Source organism: Rufibacter sp. JT3400010, from assembly GCF_054956755.1.
The window spans coordinates 86152-104660 of the sequence record NZ_JBUDXA010000022.1; the positions used below are offsets into that span (position 1 = coordinate 86152).

The window sequence follows — 18509 nt, forward strand, 5'->3', positions numbered from 1 at the left end:
ACTTTAAGATATTCATGAAACTAAAAGGGCGGCTGGTTGCAAAACCAGCCGCCCTTTTAGTTTCATGAATAAGCAAGACAAAATCTGTCTCAGGGGTTCAATTAGCGGGCAGTAGTTCCGCCACCGGTAGTACCAGTAGTGCCGCCTGTTGTTCCAGTGGTTCCGCCAGTTGTGCCGGTAGTTCCAGTAGTACCAGTGGTTCCGGTAGTACCAGTGGTGCTGCCTCCAGTCATGCCAGTGGTTCCGCCGGTAGAACCAGTTGTTCCAGTGGTGCCTGTAGTACCGGTTGTTCCGGTAGTGCTACCGCCAGTTGAGCCACCAGTGGTTCCGGTTGAGCCGCCGGTAGTACCCATGCCACCGCCAGTGCCCATGGTGTCTGAGCCCATGTCTGTAGTGGTGCTGGTACCATCATCCATGGTGCCGCTGTCAACAGAGGTGTTGTCAGTGGTGGTACCATTTGCCTGGTCTTCTTTGCTGCCACCACATGAAGAGAAGGCCATCATGCCCACAAGAGCGCAAGCAGCACCCCATTTTAATCCGTTAATTTTCATAGCTAAGTGAAAGGTTAAGTTTGAATAGTAATGATATGCCTCTTCGTACGTGATTGCAATTTATTTAGTCTGACTCTTATGGAAATAATCTTATAAAGTACAGAAAAATACGTATTTACACGTATGTCGCACTCCGTGAAAACCCATAAGAAATTTAATACTAGCTAGAAATGCTCGTTTCTGGAAAGATGGGGTTAACTGGTGTTTGACCGGAAGGAGGAGATCACATAAAACTTATATATGCTAAATTCAGTAGCAATATTTGTTTGTAGTGTAAAAAGCTAATATTTTTAGTTTATGGAAAATAAATCTCTTTCAGAAGGAAAAGTAAGCAGACCCTTTCAGGACAAGGAACTCACCAAAGGCCGAGGTGCCCAGTACAACCCCGCTAATCCTTTCCTGAAAAACGAATACGTGATAGAGCACCTGGAAGGATTAGATGAGCCATGGGAACAGAAATCCACGACCCAGTTCTTTCAGGAATTTCCTAAGACCATTGTGAATGAAATTGACTCGCCAGACCTGGGGCAGGGCTATTCCATGAACCCGTACCAGGGCTGCGAGCACGGTTGTATCTACTGCTACGCCCGCAACACCCATGCGTATTGGGGCTTTGGGGCGGGGTTAGATTTTGAGCAGAAGATCATTGTAAAAGAGAATGCGCCACAGGTGCTGCGCGCGCAACTGGAGCACCCCAAATGGGTAGTGAAGCCCATCATGCTGGCGGGTAATACAGACTGCTACCAACCCATTGAAGCCAAAAAGAGAATTACCCGGCGTTTGCTGGAAGTGCTGCTGGAATACCGGCACCCGGTCAGCCTCATCACCAAAAACGCTTTGGTCCTGCGGGACCTGGATTTGCTTTCGGAACTGCACCGCCACCAGTTGTTACACGTCAATATCTCTATCACTACACTGGACGAATCACTCCGGCAAAAGCTGGAGCCACGGACTTCTACGGGTGTCAAGCGCTTGCAGGTAGTAAAGACCTTGGCCCAGGCTGGTATCCCGGTGAACGTGATGGTGGCTCCCATTATTCCCGGACTGAACGACCATGAAGTGCCCGCTATTCTGGAAGCCTCTGCGGCGGCGGGGGCTTTGTCGGCGGCCTACACCATTGTGCGGTTGAACGGAGCCATTGGCGAGACGTTTGAAGACTGGATTTACAAAGCGTACCCAGAACGGGCGGCCAAAGTGCTGGACCAGATCAAAGCCTGCCACGGCGGAACCCTCAACGACAGCCAATTCGGGAGACGCATGGCAGGGGAGGGGAGATGGGCCGAGGTCATCAGGTCACTCTTCAAAGTGTCCTTGCACAAGCACTTCAAAGGCCGAAGCATGCCGCCGTATGACTTCACCGCCTTCACCCCCAGATCAGGAAAACAGCTTTCCATGTTTTAAGCATAAGCCAGCAAAGAGGTTTCGGGCAGGTTTTCAGAAAAAACCATAGAAAAGGAGGTTGTCATGTTGAAGAATTTCTTCACGAAAGAAGTTGTAAAACGCTGATTTGAAAGTGGCTGTTGCTCTGCTTCTGACAGCATGTCAGGGGACGTTTTTAGGCCGTTTTAGTCAAAACAGGTGCTTTTCAGTTAAAGGGAGTAGAGGAGTTGCACAGGGTAAGCTTTCAAAATATAAATCCTTAGAAAGCCTGAACAATAGAAACAGTAGTAAGAAAGTATTTTAGAGAAGTAGCTGCATATAAAGGCAGGTTCCACGGCTAATGGTGAAAAACGGATGTGGTGATATACGCGTTATAAAGTCAGCCTTTTACGTAGCTCTAGTTGTACTTATAGTAGAAGCGGACGAGGAGAATAGTGCCAGAAAGAAAATAAACCAGAAGGAAAGAAATCTGTTTCTGGTGCGTTACTAAGTAGACAGGCGCTTAGGTTCGTGGCGCGGGCAGTTGGCTATAAGCAATGCCTGTAGCGATTCTTTCTGAATATAACTATTTCTAAAAAGGCGGGCTCTTTGTATCTTTAGGCATGGGCAATACCCTTACTCAAGCAAGTACGGTGGCAAGGAAGAAAATCAAAAGAAGCTTCTTGTTTAAACTCATAGTGTTTTTAAACATAGGTGCGGCGGTCTTGTTGGTTCTCTCCCATATAGCCTCTTACGTTAGCCCCAGCATTATCTGGGTGGCTAGCCTGGTGGCGCTTGCGTACCCGGGGTTGTTGTTGGTGAACCTGCTCTTCGTGCTGTACTGGCTGCTGATCAAAAGCCGGGCTTTGTTCATCTCGCTTTTTGCCGTGCTTATTGGGTTTGACAACCTGCACAACCAGGTACAACTGAACCTCTTCCAGACCGAAGTTCCCGCCCAAGCCCAGAAGCTGCGAGTGCTTAGTTTCAACGCCCGTTTATTTGATTTGTACGGCTGGACCGGTAACCCCCGCACCCGCGACAAGATCTTTGAAATGGTGCAGGAAGAGAGCCCAGATATCCTTTGCTTTCAGGAATTCTACACGTCTTCCCGGAAGAACCGGAACAACCTGGACACTCTGCTGCTGCTCCAGAAAGCCACCAATTCCCACGTAGCCTACACAGAGACCCTGCGCGAAAGCGACCATTGGGGCATTGCCACGTTCAGCACCTATCCGGTGGTAAACAAAGGGAGCATCTTCTTCCATGAGCAAACCAACAACCTCTGCATCTTCACCGATCTTAAAATAGGAGCCGACACGGTGCGGGTGTACAACGTCCATTTTCAGTCTAACCGGTTTAAGCGCGAAGACTATGAATTCCTGGGCAACCCCAACGCCAAGCCTTCCAACGACGAGAAAATCATTGCCTCCCGAAACATCATCCGGCGGTTGCAGGTGGGGGCTACCAAGCGCGCGCGCCAGGTAAAAGTGGTGGCGGACCACATTGAAAGCTCGCCTTATCCGGTTATTGTCTGCGGTGATTTCAATGATCCGCCCGCCTCGTTCACGTATAATAAAATTAGCAAAGGCCTGAAAGATGCGTTCGCCGAGAGCGGCTGGGGCCTGGGAAATACCTACAACGGCCTTTTCTCCGTCCTCCGGATAGACTACCTGCTCCATGACCCGCGCATGGTGGGCACCAACTACAAAACCATCAAGAAGAACCTGTCAGACCATTACGCCATTGTCACTGATCTATGGCTGAAAAAAGCAGGAGCTGCGCCGAAGGAATAGTATATTCCAAGGATACTGAATTCAGCTTCAGCTTACATTTACTGAACCTGGTTTGGGGTTGCAGAAGGGTAGGGGCAATCCCTTGTGGTTGCCCTTTCCCGAGGCCGCATTCAACTGTTTTAACGGTTTGATGTTTCGCAATCCTGTTGGTGGTTCCCGGCGAGTCTGGAGACTCGCTTCATCCCCGGTCACGAGACGGGAGTCTCGCGCCAGTACTTTCTAACAGCTTGCTTCCGTAATACCGCCCGCTCCAAAGACCTCGTAGAATTTTTAGACTTGTGAGCGTCTGCGCCAATGCCGTTTACAGCCCTATGGAGAGAGGCTTAGTGAGGCTCCTTCGCAAAGTCAGTTACTGTTTTGCAGCCATTCTTCTAAATAGACGCTTAAAACAACACTTCCGGCAACATTCTAATGCAGATGAAAGGTTGAGCCAATAGTAGCATAGAAACCTGTAAATAGGTCTTCTTACAGGGTGTGTTTTTTGTCTTCGCTCACGTTGGCCAAACTCCATTCCACGCGGCCTACAAATTCATGTTCGCGTACGCGGCAGTCAGACTTGGTGCAGAGGCGGCAACTGATGGGCGGAAGGCAGGGATCAATGTGCACGAAGAGTTCTACCACATCACCCATTTCTTCGGTAATGATCTCCTGGAGCAATTCTACCTCTTTGTGGGCTTCTACTAGGTTGAAATACCACGGCAGGGTAAGGTGGCTGTCTATGTGCAGTTGGCTGCCGTACTTGATCACGCGCATGTTATGCAGGTCAATCCAGTTCTCGCGGCGTTGTTGGTTCAGGACAGTGACAATGCGTTCCATCAGTTCATTGTCGGCCTCATCCATCACCCCCGAAATAGAATTACGCACGATGCCATACCCCGTGTAGGTGATGAAGGAGCCGAAGATGATGGCCACCACAGAATCCATCCAGAGAACCTGGGTGAAATAGATGCAGCCCAGGCCAATCACCAGCCCCAGGCTGGAATACGCATCTGACAGCAAGTGCTTGCCGTTGGCGATGATGGTGAGCGAATGATGTTTCGTTCCTCGCCTGATCAGATACTTTCCGGCCACGTAATTCACAACTCCGGCCACTAAGGTGAGCAAGATACCCACATCCATTTTCTGAATGGGCTGCGGATACATCAGGTTAAAAACAGACTTGAAGATAATGGCAATGCCCGCCACCGTAATAAGCGTTCCTTCCAGGCCCGAGGAGATGAATTCTATTTTGCCGTGCCCGTAAGGATGGTCTTTGTCTTTGGGTTTGGCCGCTAGATACACACTGTATAAGGCCACTCCACCCGAAACAAAGTTGATGATGGATTCCAGGGCATCTGTGAGGATGGCGTTGGAATTGGTAAGGAAGTACGCGCCAAATTTAACGCTGAGCAACACCACGGCCAACCCTAACATGAGGGCCATGATGCGAATAGATTTTACTCCCGATGAAATGGAGGGCATAGTTGGGGGTTAAAGTCGCTTTTTACCTTTCAAACGAACAGCGTCTGGAAAGGGGGTGCAAAAGTACGACTTTTTTTAACCCACCCGCAGCATAAGGCAAGAAGATGTTTGGCCCCTTTGAAAGCAATCACAGAGGCGCGGTACAACAGAAAAGCATCTATGGTTTTAGAACCAATTAAAAACGAAGGACAACAGCCAGGAGATAAAAGAGGCAAGCAGACCTAGAAAGAAAAACAGGAAACCTAATACAGGATGCATAAGCAGTGGCTTTAGATAAGTAAATATAAATATTTTAAATTAATGCAACAAATTCATTAGATGGTTCATATAAGTACTATTGTAGAGGTCTAATCATTCCTCTAATTTCGCTGTTGGTACATTAATCAAGAAATTTTATCTGAAAAAACTTCTATGAACTCCTCTGTTAAGAAGGCTGTGGTAGGCAAACCTATTGAAAAGCTATTGAAAAACAGTCTATTGCTGCCCGTTGACGCAGGTAGTATCAATGAATCTCTCTCCCGGTTGCAGGATCTTCGGCAGAAGTATATTCAGGCACCAGTGTGTGGGAAAAATGTGTTGAAGTTGCCTTCTTTGAAAAAATAACTGGCTTCTTTCTGGGAGGCAGGTCATACTTTTCTGGACCTCTACTATAAAACAGGCTTTGCTGAAGATCGGCGAAGCCTGTTCCTTTTTAGGGATGTTTGGATGTTGGTTGAAAAGGATGTTGGTTGAAAAGGATGCTTGGTGTAGAAAAAAGTACATGGTTCAAGTCTGTGACTTGGACCTATCATGGCTGGAAGTTTGCAACTTCCGTGAGGCGAGAGCCTCAAACTTTCTTCTGCTTATTCAAGCAGTTATGCCCTTTTGCTGGGTTGTTTCCGCCGTTGTTGGTGCTATCACCAGTAATCTGAGTGGCTGCCCTTCTAGAAGGAAGCTCTGGTGCATGCCTTTTGCCTGTTGCTGGCGTGGCGGGTGGTTGATGCGGCGGCCTTATGCTGGGTTGTTTCATGGTTTCCCTCCGTGCGCTCACGGCCGCGAGGCCCCGTCTTCCCCTCGCGCACTGCCCTTTCGGCCTGAGAAGTCTTTTGCTCTTAGTTTTGCTAATCCAGGGCCAAAAGCGAGGCGCGCTCGGGAAAGACTGGAAAGGGGAAAGTAGCAATGGGCTCCTGCCTCTAAATCGGAAACTCCCTCTTTGAAGGGACGAAGGGGATGTTTACACCCGCAGATCACGCATTGCTTTCTCCTTTAAAAGATCAGATCATCTTACAGGCTCGGCTTTGCAATCTATGCTGTAAACAGCGTACATAAAAACGGTTGTTCCCGTTTTATGGCTTCTTTTGGGAAAGCTGCCTTGAAACCGGAACAACCGTTTATGATGGGTGAAGGCGGTGAACTTAGTCTATGAGGCCTTCCTGAATGGCGTACTTGATTAAGGTGGCCGTGTTACGGGCCTTGGTTTTCTCAATCAGGTGCTGGCGGTGAGACTCAATGGTCCGTTTGCTGGCGAAGAGCTTGTCGGCAATCTCAGCGTTGGTGTATCCTTCGGCAATGAGTTTCAATACTTCCATCTCCCGTTTAGAAAGGTCAGGATTATTCTTGGAGTTGGTGCTTTGGGCGGCTCCTTCCGGCTGGTTGGCTTTGTTGAGGAGGTTCAGCGCCACCTCAGAAGAAATAAAGGAGTTATCATTGGCCACCGTTTTAATGGCGTGAACCAGCTCGTCTCTACCGGCGGTTTTCAGCACATAACCCATTGCTCCGGCAGACCTTACTTTGTGCACATAGCTTTCCTGGTCCAGCATGGTTAAGATCAGGACTTTGATATTGGGGTGCTTTTGCTGCAGATGTTGCAGGGTTTCAAAACCATCCATTACCGGCATGTTCAAGTCTAACATGATTACATCTGGGGTGGTGGTTTCCAAAAGGTTTAACAGCTGCTGCCCATTTTCTGCTTCCCCTACTATTTGTATGGTTCTTTCAGATTTAAGTAAAGACTTCAACCCATCTCTGATCAACGTATGATCATCTACTAAGATTACTTTTATCATCACCTGTTTATGTTATAAGACTGAGAGGTTAAAGAAATTAAGAAATTTTAATTATATCTAATAATTACGGGTTTCCTTCCTGAAAAGAGGCAATATCTAGTATTAATACGTAATCAATTTACATTAGTCTCTGCCCCGTCTGGAGATTTGTTGTTAATGCCCAAAACATAGTACTTATACTATTAATAAAATGGGGTATTAATGACCTTTTTTAAGGAATTGCACATGCCTACTTTTGGAAGGGAAATATGCCTGCTATTGTATTTTGCAAGTAGAAAGGACGGTTCAGAAGTTAATGGAAATTTACACTCAACTCACAAATGCAGGTTTGCTGGTCACGCTCAGAGGTGCATTGGACGGACTCTCTGAGGAAAGGGTGAAAGAGCAGTTAACGGCTGTGTTTCAAGTTAATAGAAAGTACCTGCTCCTTGATTTCTCCAACGTGACCGAAGTGACACCCGCCGGATTGCGCAATTTGCTGCCGTATGTACAGCAAGTGCAGCAGCACAAGAAAGAACTTATTCTTTTTAACCTGAAAGACACTATTCATGGTCTTATAAATTCTTCAGGATTTGACTCTTTGGTGAAAGTGGTAGATTCTTTAGATACTGCAATCAAGTATGTAAATAAGAAGAACTCGGCGTAGAACTAACAATTTATTAATGTGCGAATTAAAAATTAAATGCGTACTTTAAATAAAAAAGGCCATGAACATAGCCATAGAAGAAGAGGCTTACGCGTATATTTTACGCCTGAGCGGAGAGCTGGATGCCTCTACTTGTCTGGAACTGGACAGGGAAATGGAGATAGCTTTGTGCAAGCCTTTGGAGCAGTTATGGATTGATTGCGAAGCGCTTTCGTACATTTCTTCGGCAGGATTAGGGGTTCTCATCTCTCATATGGGAACATTGGAAGCCAGAAGCATTCCGCTGGTGCTGTACGGCATGAGCGAGCAGGTGAAAAACGTGTTTGAGTTATTGGGCCTTCATTTGATCATGTGCATTGTCCCTACCAAAAAGGACGCTCTTTTGCAGGAAAAGTAATCGCTTTTTTGTTTTTGCTTTGGCGGCAAAGGTGTAAATGGTACAGGTTGATATAAATAATTTTATTTGTCATTTTCTTTTCCGTACTGTTTTAGAGCGTTTCCTTGCGGGTCATGGGGGGGTACTTCTCCATTGGTAATATAGAAAGGCTCATCTATCTCACAGAAGCAACTTCTTGCTTTCCTTCAAGCCTGGTTTTCTTGCCAGTTCCTCCTCTACTTTTTGATGTTTTCTTTATTGCAGGCTGGTTAAGCGTTTAGGCTTTTTCTGGCGGTTTGCCTGTTGCTGGCGTGGCGGGTGGTGGATGCGGTGCCCTTATGCTTGGTTGTTGCATGGTTTCCCCTCCGTGCGCTCACGGCCGCGAGGCCCCGTCTTCCCTTCCCGCACTGCCCTTTCGGCCTGTATTGTCTTTCTCTCTTAGTTTTGCCATTCCAGGGCCAAAAGCGAGGCGCGCTTGGGAAAGACTGGAAAGGGGAAAGTAGCGGGAGTAGCAGATACTCCCCCCTTCAAAGGGTAGGGCCGTTAAGTTCTACATTGGAGGCTTAAACTGCGGTAAAGTCCATTGCCTTTCTTGCAGAATTTGAGGCTAACGCCTTACTGATTTGCAAACTTCAGCTCATTTTAGGTCCAAGTTGAAAACTTGAACCATATCAATTCTTAGAACTTAACGGCCCTACCCTTTGAAGGGGCCGAAGGGGGATGTGTACACCAGCAAATCACACGCATTCCTCACTTTAAAGGCACTTCCCGCAGGGAACAAAATCCCTTCACAAAAGAACCAGGAACGAACCTTTATGGAGAAAAGCAGGCCATGCGTGCATAGAACCTACCGCTAGGTTCCTGAAAAAGGCATGATTTCTTGAGAACAGGCAAAGAATAGCGGAGGCCAAGGGTAGTTGTTTCACCGTTGTTTTATGGAAAACGGCGGTGAAACAACTACCCTTGGCGGCTTAGTGGGGAATGTCTATGGTGATACAAGCGCCTTCGCTGGGTGATGAGTCAATGGTCATGGTGCCTTGCAGGAGCTTGACGCGGTTTTGGATGGTGGTGAGGCCCATGCCGCGGTTGGGGACTTTCTCCAGGCAGTCTTCGGGCATGCCTTTGCCGTTGTCCTGCACGCGCACGCGCACGGCTTTGCCGCGGTCTACCACCTGTACCAGGGCCTCGGTGGCCTCGGCGTGTTTCATGACGTTGTTGAGGAGTTCCTGCACAAACCGGAACAGGTGGGTTTCCAGGCCAGGATCGGTGGGTTGGTCAAAGCCGGTGATCACGCAGCGGACGGCAAAGGAATTGGTGGAGAGGCGCGTAGCCATGTCTTTGAGAGCAGATTTCAGCCCGAAGTCTACCAATACCCGGGGTATGAGCTCATGGGCCAGCGTACGGGTTTCTTTAATGGCTTCCTCCAGAAAACCAGATACCTTTTTGAGCGGCATGGTGGGTTCATTGGTACGCTGCTGCTCATTCTCAATCTCTTCCAGGTTCAGTTTGGCGGCGTACAGGAGCTGGGCCAGGCTGTTGTGCAGGGCCTCGGCAATACGCTTGCGTTCTTCGTTCTGGGTAGAGAGAATGGCATCCATGACCAACTTCTGCTGCGACAACCGGTACTGGGTTTCTTCTTTCTGGCGCAGTTTCTGGTGCGTGGTGTCCTGCACCACTCCTAAAATGCCGGTTACTACCTGGGCGGTATTGTACAGCGGAATGAGGTTGATCTCAAAGGATCGGTCTTCGGGTAGAAAGGGCAGGTGGGCAAGGGATAACCGCTCGCCCTGCAAGACCTTCTCCAGTTTCTTTTTCAGCCTGGTTCTGGAATGGGGCGGAAAAAGGGATGGAACGGCCGAGCCTATGACCTGCTGCCGGTCAATGGAGGTCATTTGCGCAATAGCCTGGTTCCAGGCGGTAATCTGCAGGTGTTGATCTAGGGCAATAATGCCGTGAATGTGCGTTTCCAGCAGGTTTTCAGAAAACTCTTTCTCTGCTTGAAGTTGGTTTTGCACCTCTTTTAACTCAGAGATGTCAAAGGCGAAGGCAACGGCGCTCTGTTTCTCTTTGTCTAAGAAGCCGTAGTTCTGAAAATGGACTTCCTTGCCTTGGTGCATGTACGAGGAGATAAAGGTGGTTACCTGCCCATTCAGAATATCATCTAGGTTTTCTTTGAGATGCGGGAAGATTTCGTACACGTTTTGGCCGGTCAGGGCATTGTCTTCCAGCCCCAGGCTTCTGAGCCCTTTTCCTTTTAATTCGGTGTAATAACCATTTTTGTCTGCCACGGCCAATACCAGCGGCAGGTTCTGGAGCAGCTGCTCCATGAGCATGTTGCGGTACTGGACTTCTTCCTCGGCCCTTTTCAGATCAGTGACATCTAAACAGAAACCAATGGCCTCGCTGGTTTGGGTGTCATGGAACAGGTACACTTGCTTGTACACTTTTTGCCCGTTCACGTCAAACTCTGCCAATGAAGTTACTTTGTGCCCTAGCAGCACCTGTTTAATCTGCTGGTCTAATTCAGGATGGACCTGGGCGAAAGAGTTGCCTATCATTTGGTGTTCCTGCAGACCCAGTGCTTTCAGTCCGGCGCCTCTGGACTCCAGAATGTGGCCGTCTTGGCCAATGCGCCAGAGCGTAACGGGCAGGTTCTGCAGAATGGCGGTAATGGTTTCATGGAGTTGGTGCAGTTCCCGGTCTTTTTTCATGCTCTCCGTTAAGTCCATGGCCACGCCTACCAACTGGATGGGCCTGCCCGAGTTGCCCCGTTTGAACACGGTGTCCCGGAACAGGATGTTGCGCCAGGTACCGTCTTTGGCTTTGATGCGTACCAGCGATTTCAGGAACTCGCCGTCTTTCACTTCGCTGAACCGGCTTTCGCGGTTCTGGAGCAGGTGCGCATCTTCGGGGTGGTAGAGGGTGTCCAGTAATTCGCGGGGGTGGCCTTTAATGTCAGCAGCGGTGTAGCCCAGAAAAGCGAGAAAGTCACGGTTGTTGTACACGTTGCGGCCCATGATCACGTCTTCCACGTACAGGAAATCGGGCATGGCCTCCGCGGTTTTCTTGATCAGGAGCTGGCTTTCCTGTAGTTTTTCATTGGCAATGCGCTGCTGCGTGACGTCTTCAAAGGTGAGCACGAAGCCGTCTTCCAGTTTTACGGCCACGCAATTAAGCCACCGTTCGGTCTTGTTTTCTTTAAAATGGGCTGTAAACGTGGCGGGCTGACCATTTTCCACCACATGAATGAACGTGAAAAAGTGGCCGTCGGTCAGGAAACTGGGCAGCAGCTCGGTGAGGCGGTGGCGGCGCAGTTGCTCCAGGGTATGATCCAGGAAAAGCTCGGCGGTTCTGTTCAGCAGCAACCATTCAAAATCAATGAGGGTGCCGTTGCTGTCCCGCACCGCTTTGAACACCTGAATAGCGTTGAGTGAAGAGTTGATGATGGTAGAAAGCAGTGCCTCTTTGTTGGCCAGTTCAATATGCGCCGTTTTGCGTTCCGTCACGTCTACAAAGGCGATGCGGCACTGGTCGGTTTCGTTGTCGCGGCGCAGCAGCATGCCTTCCAACTGGGCGTAGAAAATAGTGCCCGTGTGGGAAACTACCTGTAGCTCTACCGTCTGGATTTTCTCTGAGAGTAGGACCCGTTTAAAGAAACCGTAAAAAGCGTCCAGACTCTCAGTATGCACAAACTGGCTGAAGCGGCGGGCTACCAGCAGTTCTTTGGAAGCGGCCAGGAGTTCCACGCCTTTGGCGTTGGCTTCTTCAATAACCCCGTGTTCGTCTAAGGTCACGTACCCAAACGGTGAGTGCTGGTACAAGTCAAGGTACTTGGCCCGGGCTATTTCCAGTTCATAGGTGGCCAGTTGCAGCTGGTGGTTCTGCATCTCCAGCTCTGTCTGGTGAATCTGGAGTTCCTGTATAACCTGGCGCACCTCATGCGGCGTCATGTTCTGCACGTCTGTGACGCTCACGGGCTTCTGTAATTTCTCTGCCCGTTGCCGCAGCAAAGAGAAATCATGGGCCATTTCAATCGGACTATTCTTCTCGTCACTCATATAGAAACAGGTTCAAAACCAAAGCTGTAGGCACGCACGGTCCCTTATTTTTCAAATACCTCCATCGCCAACAAGATCTTAAACGGCTTGTTCTCCGTTTGCTCTACCCGCCGGGTGTTTAAAACCATTCGGCGGTACCCAATCACCGGGAACTCATGCTCCAGCACTACATTTCTTATTTCCGCTTCGTTCGTCAGGAGCTGGGTCATAAGCTTTCTTAGCTCCGGTATGTCCCATTGGCCATTGCCTAAGTGGTAGAGCCACTGGCCCTTTAACTGCTCTGGTATAAGCTGGAACGTTTGGGCAAAGGCGTTGCTGGCGCATTCTACCCGTAGTTGCCCGTCCAGTACCAGCAAAGGCTGCTGAATAATGTCTACAATGTTGGCGGCGTACAGGCTGGTGGCGGCTACGCTGGCTTCCAGGTTTTTGAAGTTGGTGATGTTGGTGAACGTGACCACCGCGCCGTCTATGAAATTGTCTGCCGTGCGGTAGGGGAGTACCCGCATAGAATACCAGTGCTGCTCATCTTTGGTTTGCAGATGCACCTCTTTGCTGCGCAGCCGGTCCAGCACTTCTTTGATGTCTTCTTCTATGTTCTGGTACTTGAGGTTAGAGGCAATATGCGTGATGGAGCGCCCCACATCCGTCCGGATGACGTTGAAAACCTGCGTGGCCTGCGGCGTGAAGTTTTTGATGTTGAGGTTGTTGTCCAGGAAGATGGTGGCCACTTCGGTGCTGTCCAACAGGTTCTTCATGTCATTGTTGGAATTCACCAGCTCCTCGGTTTTGGTCTGGTACTGGAGGTTAATGGTCATGAGTTCCTCGTTCAGAGACTGCATCTCTTCTTTGTTGGTCATGGCCTCCTCATTGGTGCTTTGCAGCTCCTCATTGGCAGACTGCAGTTCTTCATTGGTAGACTTTAGTTCTTCCAGTGACGAGTTCATTTCTTCAATGGTGTTCTGCAGGCGCTGTTTGGTGTAGAGCAGTTCTTTCTCCAGCTCGGCAATGCGGGCATCTTTCAGAGAAGCCTCTTCCACGCTGTCTTTGCGGCCTTTGCGGGTTTTAGGTGCGGGCATGTCTTCCAAGGTAACCATGAGCATGCCTCTAATGGGGTCTGGCTCCTGCAAAGGGCTAACCGTAAGTTTCACGTGCTGGGTACCATGGTCGGTTTTCACGGCTATGTTTTCGGCCATGACCTGTTCCCCCAGTACAGCCGCCCGGTTTACCAGGTTGTTCATTTCAAACGCGAGGCCTTCACGGGCCATGTTGAACACATTGAGCGTGCCCTGGCCCTGGGCGGGCTCCAGGTACTTGCCCGTGCGCCCATGCACGTAGAAAATATCTCCGTTGGCATTCACAATAAGGGTAGGGGGCGCAAACTGCTGCAGCATGACGCGCTGCACCACCCGGCTTAAACTGGATTCTCTCTTCACAATGGCCTGCGGCTCTGGATTGGGTTTCACGGATTCAATGGATTTATAAGTGAACGGAAACTCTGACAGGCGCCCCAGCGGAAGGGTGGTTTCGTCACGGCGGGAGATTTTCCATTTGGTGTCAAGGGTGGTGAACATGTCTGGGAAGCCGGAAAGGGTCTCTGAGGAACCTAAAAACAGCAACCCGTTGGGGTTAAGGGCATAGTGGAAAACCGGAAACAGTTTCTTCTGCAGTTCTGAGGAAAGATAGATGAGCAGGTTGCGGCAGGTGAGCAGGTCTAGTTTGGTAAACGGCGCGTCACGGTTAATATTATGCACCGCAAACACCACCTTCTCGCGCAGTTCTTTCCTGATGTGGTACTGGTTGTCTATCTTAATGAAAAACCGGTACAGACGCTCCGGGGACACATCTCCGGTGATGTTTTCCTGGTAAATGGCGGCGCGGGCGCGTTCAATGGCTTCGGGGTCAATGTCTGAGGCGAATACCTGTATGGTCAGGTTCTTTCCCAGTTTCTCAATGGCTTCCTGCAGCAGAATGGCAATGGAATAGGCCTCTTCGCCGGTAGAGCAACCCGCCACCCATACCCGCACGTTGTCGCCGTCCTGTTTATGGCGCAGCATTTCGGGCAGGTATTTGTCTTGCAGCAGGGCAAAGGCCTCGGCGTCTCTGAAGAACTTGGTTACGCCAATGAGCAACTCCTTGAAGAGATTTTCCACTTCCAGCGGATTTTCCTGCAGTAACTGGACGTACTCAGAGAACTGGGTGAGCTGGTGGCTGTTCATGCGCCGCTCAATGCGCCTAAAAATGGTATTGCGTTTGTACAGCGAAAAGTCATGCCCGGTTTTGCTACGAATGAGCTCAAAGATCTTCTGCAGCATTTGGGTAGACTTGTGCGCCTCTATCATGTTCTTGGTCTTGATAGGCGGCATCTGCGCGTAGGCCACCAATTTCTGGGGCATTTCCTCCACGGGCAGCACATAGTCCACGAACTCGGTCTTAATGGCGTTACGGGGCATGGCGTCAAAGCGGGCGGTGTTGGGGTCCTGCACCATCACCATGCCAAAGTTCTCCATAATCATTTTCACGCCCAGCGTGCCGTCTGCCCCCATGCCGGAGAGGATAGCCCCAATGGCGTGCTCGCGGCGGTTCACGGCCAGGCTCTGGAAAAAGTAGTCAATGGGCATGCGCTGGCCGTTGGGCTGCTCAGGCTCTATCAGTCTGAAGTGGCCTCTCTCCAGCGCGGTTTCTTTGTGCGAAGGCACCACGTACACGTGTTCCGGCTCTACCTTCAGGCCGTCTGTGACCTCCAGCACCGGCAAAGACGTATACCGCTTAATAATTTCAGTCATCATGCCTTTCTGGGTGGGGTCCAGGTGGGGCACCACCACGTAGGCCATGCCCGTGCCCGAGGGCAGATGCTGGAAGAACGCCTCAAACCCCTCCAATGATCCGGCAGAGCCGCCCAGGGCCACAATCTGGAAATCGTGGTTAGGGGTGTCCATTGGAATTATCTCTTTGTGAAATTCCTTCAGCCGGTTGTGCTGCGCATCAGAAGGTCGCGGGGCGGGCGAAGGATTTTCTGTTTCTGTTCTCTCCATAAATGTTGTACGTAAAAGAAAGGGGCTGGTCTCTTGTGGGTTAGGCGCTTCAGAAGATGGCCATTGCCCTGGTCTCTGCCAGAAGACCCGCTGCCGCCTTTCCTTAATCCTCTAAGGTACAACAATTCCCTTGCTCCGTTTCCACCACTCGTACTTGTTTGGCGCAGAAACCGCATTAATACGGTGCGGCCTGCTACGTTTCTGCACTGTTTTTTGCAAAGTGAGGCCAAAACCGGCGGGCGGTTGGTTGTTTTCCCTCTTTTGCACGTAGTAGCAATGAACCGTATGCGCATACTCACCTAACCAGACTAAACAGACCAACATGAAACTTCCGCATCACGACATTATAGTGATTGGTACCTCGGCCGGCGGCATGACCGTTCTCTGTGAATTAATGGACCAACTGCCCGCAGATTTGCCCGCCGCCATTTTCATTGTGCAGCACCTGGCCCGCAACTCCAACTCAGATGTGCTGGTAGAGCGCCTGAACAAGACCTCTAACCTCACCTGCCAGGTAGCCACGCACGAACAAACCATTGAAAACGGAAACGTCTACTTTGTGCCCCAGGACCACCACTTGCTGCTGCAGAAAGGCCGTATGCTGGTGACCAAAGGCCCGCGCGAGAACCTGTTCAGGCCCGCCATTGACCCTTTGTTCCGGTCTGCCGCGGCGGCGTATGGCCCAAGGGTGATTGGGATTATCCTCACCGGCATGCTGCAAGACGGCACCGTGGGCATGGAGATGATCAAGCGCAGCGGCGGTATTACCATTGTGCAGAAACCCGAAGAAGCCGAATACCCCGACATGCCCCTGAGCGTGCTCAATGAAATAGAAGTAGACTACGTGGTCAACGTAGCCGAAATGGGGCAACTGCTGGAGGAACTGGTGTTTGTGCCCTCCTCGCCAGACGCCGAAGCCCCCGAGGACATTGTGTACGAAGCCAACATTGCCGAGCGCCTCATGCTGGACTCCGGGGAAATTGAAGAAACCGAGTTGTTGGGCCCACGGTCCCATTTCTCTTGTCCTTCGTGCGGGGGGGCGCTTTGGGAGGTGGACAAAGGCAACGTGACCCATTACCGGTGCCACGTGGGCCACGCCTTCACCCCAGAGGCCTACCTGAACGCCAACGTAGAGTCTATTGAAGAAACCCTATGGATTGCCCTGCGCATGCTGGAAGAGCGCCGCACCATGCTCAGCGCCATGGCCGACCAGGACCGCCGCAAAGGCCAAAACTACTGGTCAGAAGCCCAAGAAGAACGCGCCAACGAACTCAAGCAGCATATTTCCCGCATCCGGCACCTGCTCATGACCAACGCCAACGCCCGCCACCGCCACGATGGCGTGGACGAGAAAGAAGTAGGCTGATGGGGAACCTGTTTGAAGCCCGTTTTTCCAAAAACAGGCTTCAAACAGGTTTTTTTTTACTTACCCTGGCTCTGCTGGTTCTGATTGAGCAAATCTTCCCTGTAAGATTCAGCTTATCTTCTCCCTTCGGTCTATCTCCTGACAGCCCCGTTTCCTCGGTCTCTTCTCTGACAGACCGAAAGGCCTGCCCAAAAGGACAGCATGAAAAGCAACCACTATGTAGCATATTCCTGCTTCGGCAAGCCGAAGACGTTTTATGGCCCGCATCCCGAAAACTTCGTCTACCTTTGTTTGCCTGCCTGTAACCCTTGAAGAGCGCCAGCGGTACACCTGAATGACAGGTCATGAAAAAGGCTTCTCTTTATTTCCCCCTATACAAGTACCATGGAGAACACCTTTGGAATTCCTATCATCCCAGACAACGAGGAAGAGCGGCTGGAAAGACTCTACAGCCTGCACCTTCTGGACACACACCGCGAGGAGGGCACCTTTAAGCACATTGCCGCCATGGCCGCCCGCATGTTCCACGTGCCCATTGCGCTGGTAAACTTTGTAGACAGTGCGTACGTGCACACGAAAGGCAGCGCGGGCCTGGACGTTACCCAACCCGTGCCCAGAGGCACCAGCCTTTGCTCGCTGGCTGTGCTCAGGGAAGGAGCTACTGTGTTCCAGAATGCACTGGAAGAACCCTGTTTACTGGCCAACCCCATGGTAACGGGCGAGTTCGGGCTGCGTTTTTACGCGGCGGCACCGTTGACTACCACAGACGGTTACAACGTAGGCGCGCTCTGCCTTGTAGACACCGAGCCCCGGGAGTTTTCTGCGTCTGACCAGAAGATACTGGAAAACCTTGCCTCTGTGGTAATGGAGAACCTAGAACGAGGTACTAACTAGACACACCACGCTAAGGCACCTTTTCACATGGACGGGAAACTACTGGTCAATGACCCTCATCTCTCCATTACGTATGACGTAATGCATGACACTCTGCTTGCTGACTGGGTAGGGGAGCAGACCGAGGCCACCGTGATGGACGGCTGCGAAAAGGTCCTGAAGTTCCTGACGGCGTACCGCTGCACCAAATTACTCAATGACAACACCCTGGTAACCGGCATGTGGTCAGACGCTGCCGAGTGGGTGGCCCTTGACTGGGTACCCAGAATGGTACAGGCCGGGTGCCGGTTTATTGCCCACGTGTACTCCCCAGACATCTACGCCAAGCTCTCCGTTGACAAAGCCATAGAATTCGGGGTGAAAGGAGTCATGGTCACTACCTTTCAAGGAAGAGCCGCCGCCCAGGAATGGCTTCTGGCAGTGTAACAGTCCCGATTTCTCAGACTTCCCCCTTGAACTGCTGTATTTTCCTTGATTTTGGTTTTGTGCTTAGGAGTACCAGGTGTCTGTCTGGTTTCTGAAAAATACCGTATTTACTCTATAAAAAAGTGCGTATTACTACAACTTGCTGAAAGAATGCCCGTTAATAGACGCATAAAGCATAACAGGGAAAGGTATGGTAGAGGAAGAAAAAGTGCTGAAAGCTGTGTACGGGTTGGTAAAAGGAGACCCATCGCCGGTTCATTTGCCGGTGTCTGCGGTGGTCATGAGCCAGGTCGCCGATTTGCCGTTAGAAAAGGTGCAGAAGTGTTGCCACGTGCTGGAAAACCACGGTTGCCTCATCAGTAGCAAAGGCATTTCTGAACCCATCTACTACATCACCAAAATGGGCGTTGACCAAGTTCTGAACCCCACGTTACCATTTTACATTTATTCCTCGTCCTCAGCACCACAGGCCAGAAGAAGAGTTTAAACACATATATTATTC

At 50.4% G+C, this 18509-nt stretch carries 13 protein-coding genes; 8 read left to right on the forward strand and 5 right to left on the reverse strand.

Features of this window, described 5'->3' with window-relative positions; genetic code table 11:
- Positions 1–101: 101 nt before the first annotated feature.
- On the reverse strand, positions 102–551 hold the full coding sequence (locus tag ACY0JR_RS17415) for a hypothetical protein (RefSeq protein ID WP_462635423.1): 450 nt from the start codon (positions 549–551) through the stop codon (positions 102–104).
- Between the two features lie 297 nt (positions 552–848).
- On the opposite strand from ACY0JR_RS17415, the gene ACY0JR_RS17420 reads away from it, so the two are divergent.
- Positions 849–1952 (forward strand): PA0069 family radical SAM protein, encoded by a 1104-nt coding sequence (locus tag ACY0JR_RS17420; RefSeq protein WP_462635424.1) that lies wholly within the window; start codon positions 849–851, stop codon positions 1950–1952.
- A 656-nt stretch (positions 1953–2608) separates the two neighbouring features.
- Positions 2609–3703, forward strand: a complete 1095-nt coding sequence (locus ACY0JR_RS17425; RefSeq protein ID WP_462635425.1) for an endonuclease/exonuclease/phosphatase family protein — start codon at positions 2609–2611, stop codon at positions 3701–3703.
- Positions 3704–4168: 465 nt separating this feature from the next.
- On the opposite strand, the gene ACY0JR_RS17430 is transcribed toward ACY0JR_RS17425, so the two are convergent.
- A complete protein-coding gene (locus ACY0JR_RS17430; RefSeq protein ID WP_462635426.1) occupies positions 4169–5164 on the reverse strand; it encodes a cation diffusion facilitator family transporter in 996 nt (331 codons plus the stop codon).
- A 1394-nt stretch (positions 5165–6558) separates the two neighbouring features.
- Entirely contained in the window at positions 6559–7209 is a 651-nt protein-coding gene (locus tag ACY0JR_RS17435; protein ID WP_462635427.1) for a response regulator, read from the reverse strand.
- A gap of 295 nt (positions 7210–7504) precedes the next feature.
- On the opposite strand from ACY0JR_RS17435, the gene ACY0JR_RS17440 reads away from it, so the two are divergent.
- Positions 7505–7855 (forward strand): STAS domain-containing protein, encoded by a 351-nt coding sequence (locus ACY0JR_RS17440; RefSeq protein ID WP_462635428.1) that lies wholly within the window; start codon positions 7505–7507, stop codon positions 7853–7855.
- Between the two features lie 61 nt (positions 7856–7916).
- Positions 7917–8252, forward strand: coding sequence for an STAS domain-containing protein (locus tag ACY0JR_RS17445; protein WP_462635429.1), 336 nt, complete (start codon positions 7917–7919; stop codon positions 8250–8252).
- Positions 8253–9202: 950 nt separating this feature from the next.
- Here the strand turns inward: ACY0JR_RS17445 and ACY0JR_RS17450 are convergent.
- Positions 9203–12289, reverse strand: coding sequence for a PAS domain-containing sensor histidine kinase (locus ACY0JR_RS17450; protein WP_462635430.1), 3087 nt, complete (start codon positions 12287–12289; stop codon positions 9203–9205).
- A 44-nt stretch (positions 12290–12333) separates the two neighbouring features.
- Positions 12334–15321: a CheR family methyltransferase gene (locus ACY0JR_RS17455; protein ID WP_462635431.1), complete on the reverse strand. Its 2988-nt coding sequence runs from the start codon at positions 15319–15321 to the stop codon at positions 12334–12336.
- Between the two features lie 322 nt (positions 15322–15643).
- On the opposite strand from ACY0JR_RS17455, the gene ACY0JR_RS17460 reads away from it, so the two are divergent.
- From ACY0JR_RS17460 to ACY0JR_RS17475, 4 genes are all read left to right on the forward strand, one after another.
- Positions 15644–16687, forward strand: a complete 1044-nt coding sequence (locus tag ACY0JR_RS17460) for a chemotaxis protein CheB (protein WP_462635432.1) — start codon at positions 15644–15646, stop codon at positions 16685–16687.
- A 384-nt stretch (positions 16688–17071) separates the two neighbouring features.
- A complete protein-coding gene (locus tag ACY0JR_RS17465; protein WP_462635433.1) occupies positions 17072–17581 on the forward strand; it encodes a GAF domain-containing protein in 510 nt (169 codons plus the stop codon).
- Positions 17582–17608: 27 nt separating this feature from the next.
- Entirely contained in the window at positions 17609–18007 is a 399-nt protein-coding gene (locus ACY0JR_RS17470) for a hypothetical protein (RefSeq protein WP_462635434.1), read from the forward strand.
- A gap of 190 nt (positions 18008–18197) precedes the next feature.
- The gene (locus ACY0JR_RS17475; protein ID WP_462635435.1) at positions 18198–18494 is read left to right on the forward strand and encodes a hypothetical protein; all 297 of its coding nucleotides are present in this window, start codon (positions 18198–18200) and stop codon (positions 18492–18494) included.
- Positions 18495–18509 lie beyond the last annotated feature (15 nt).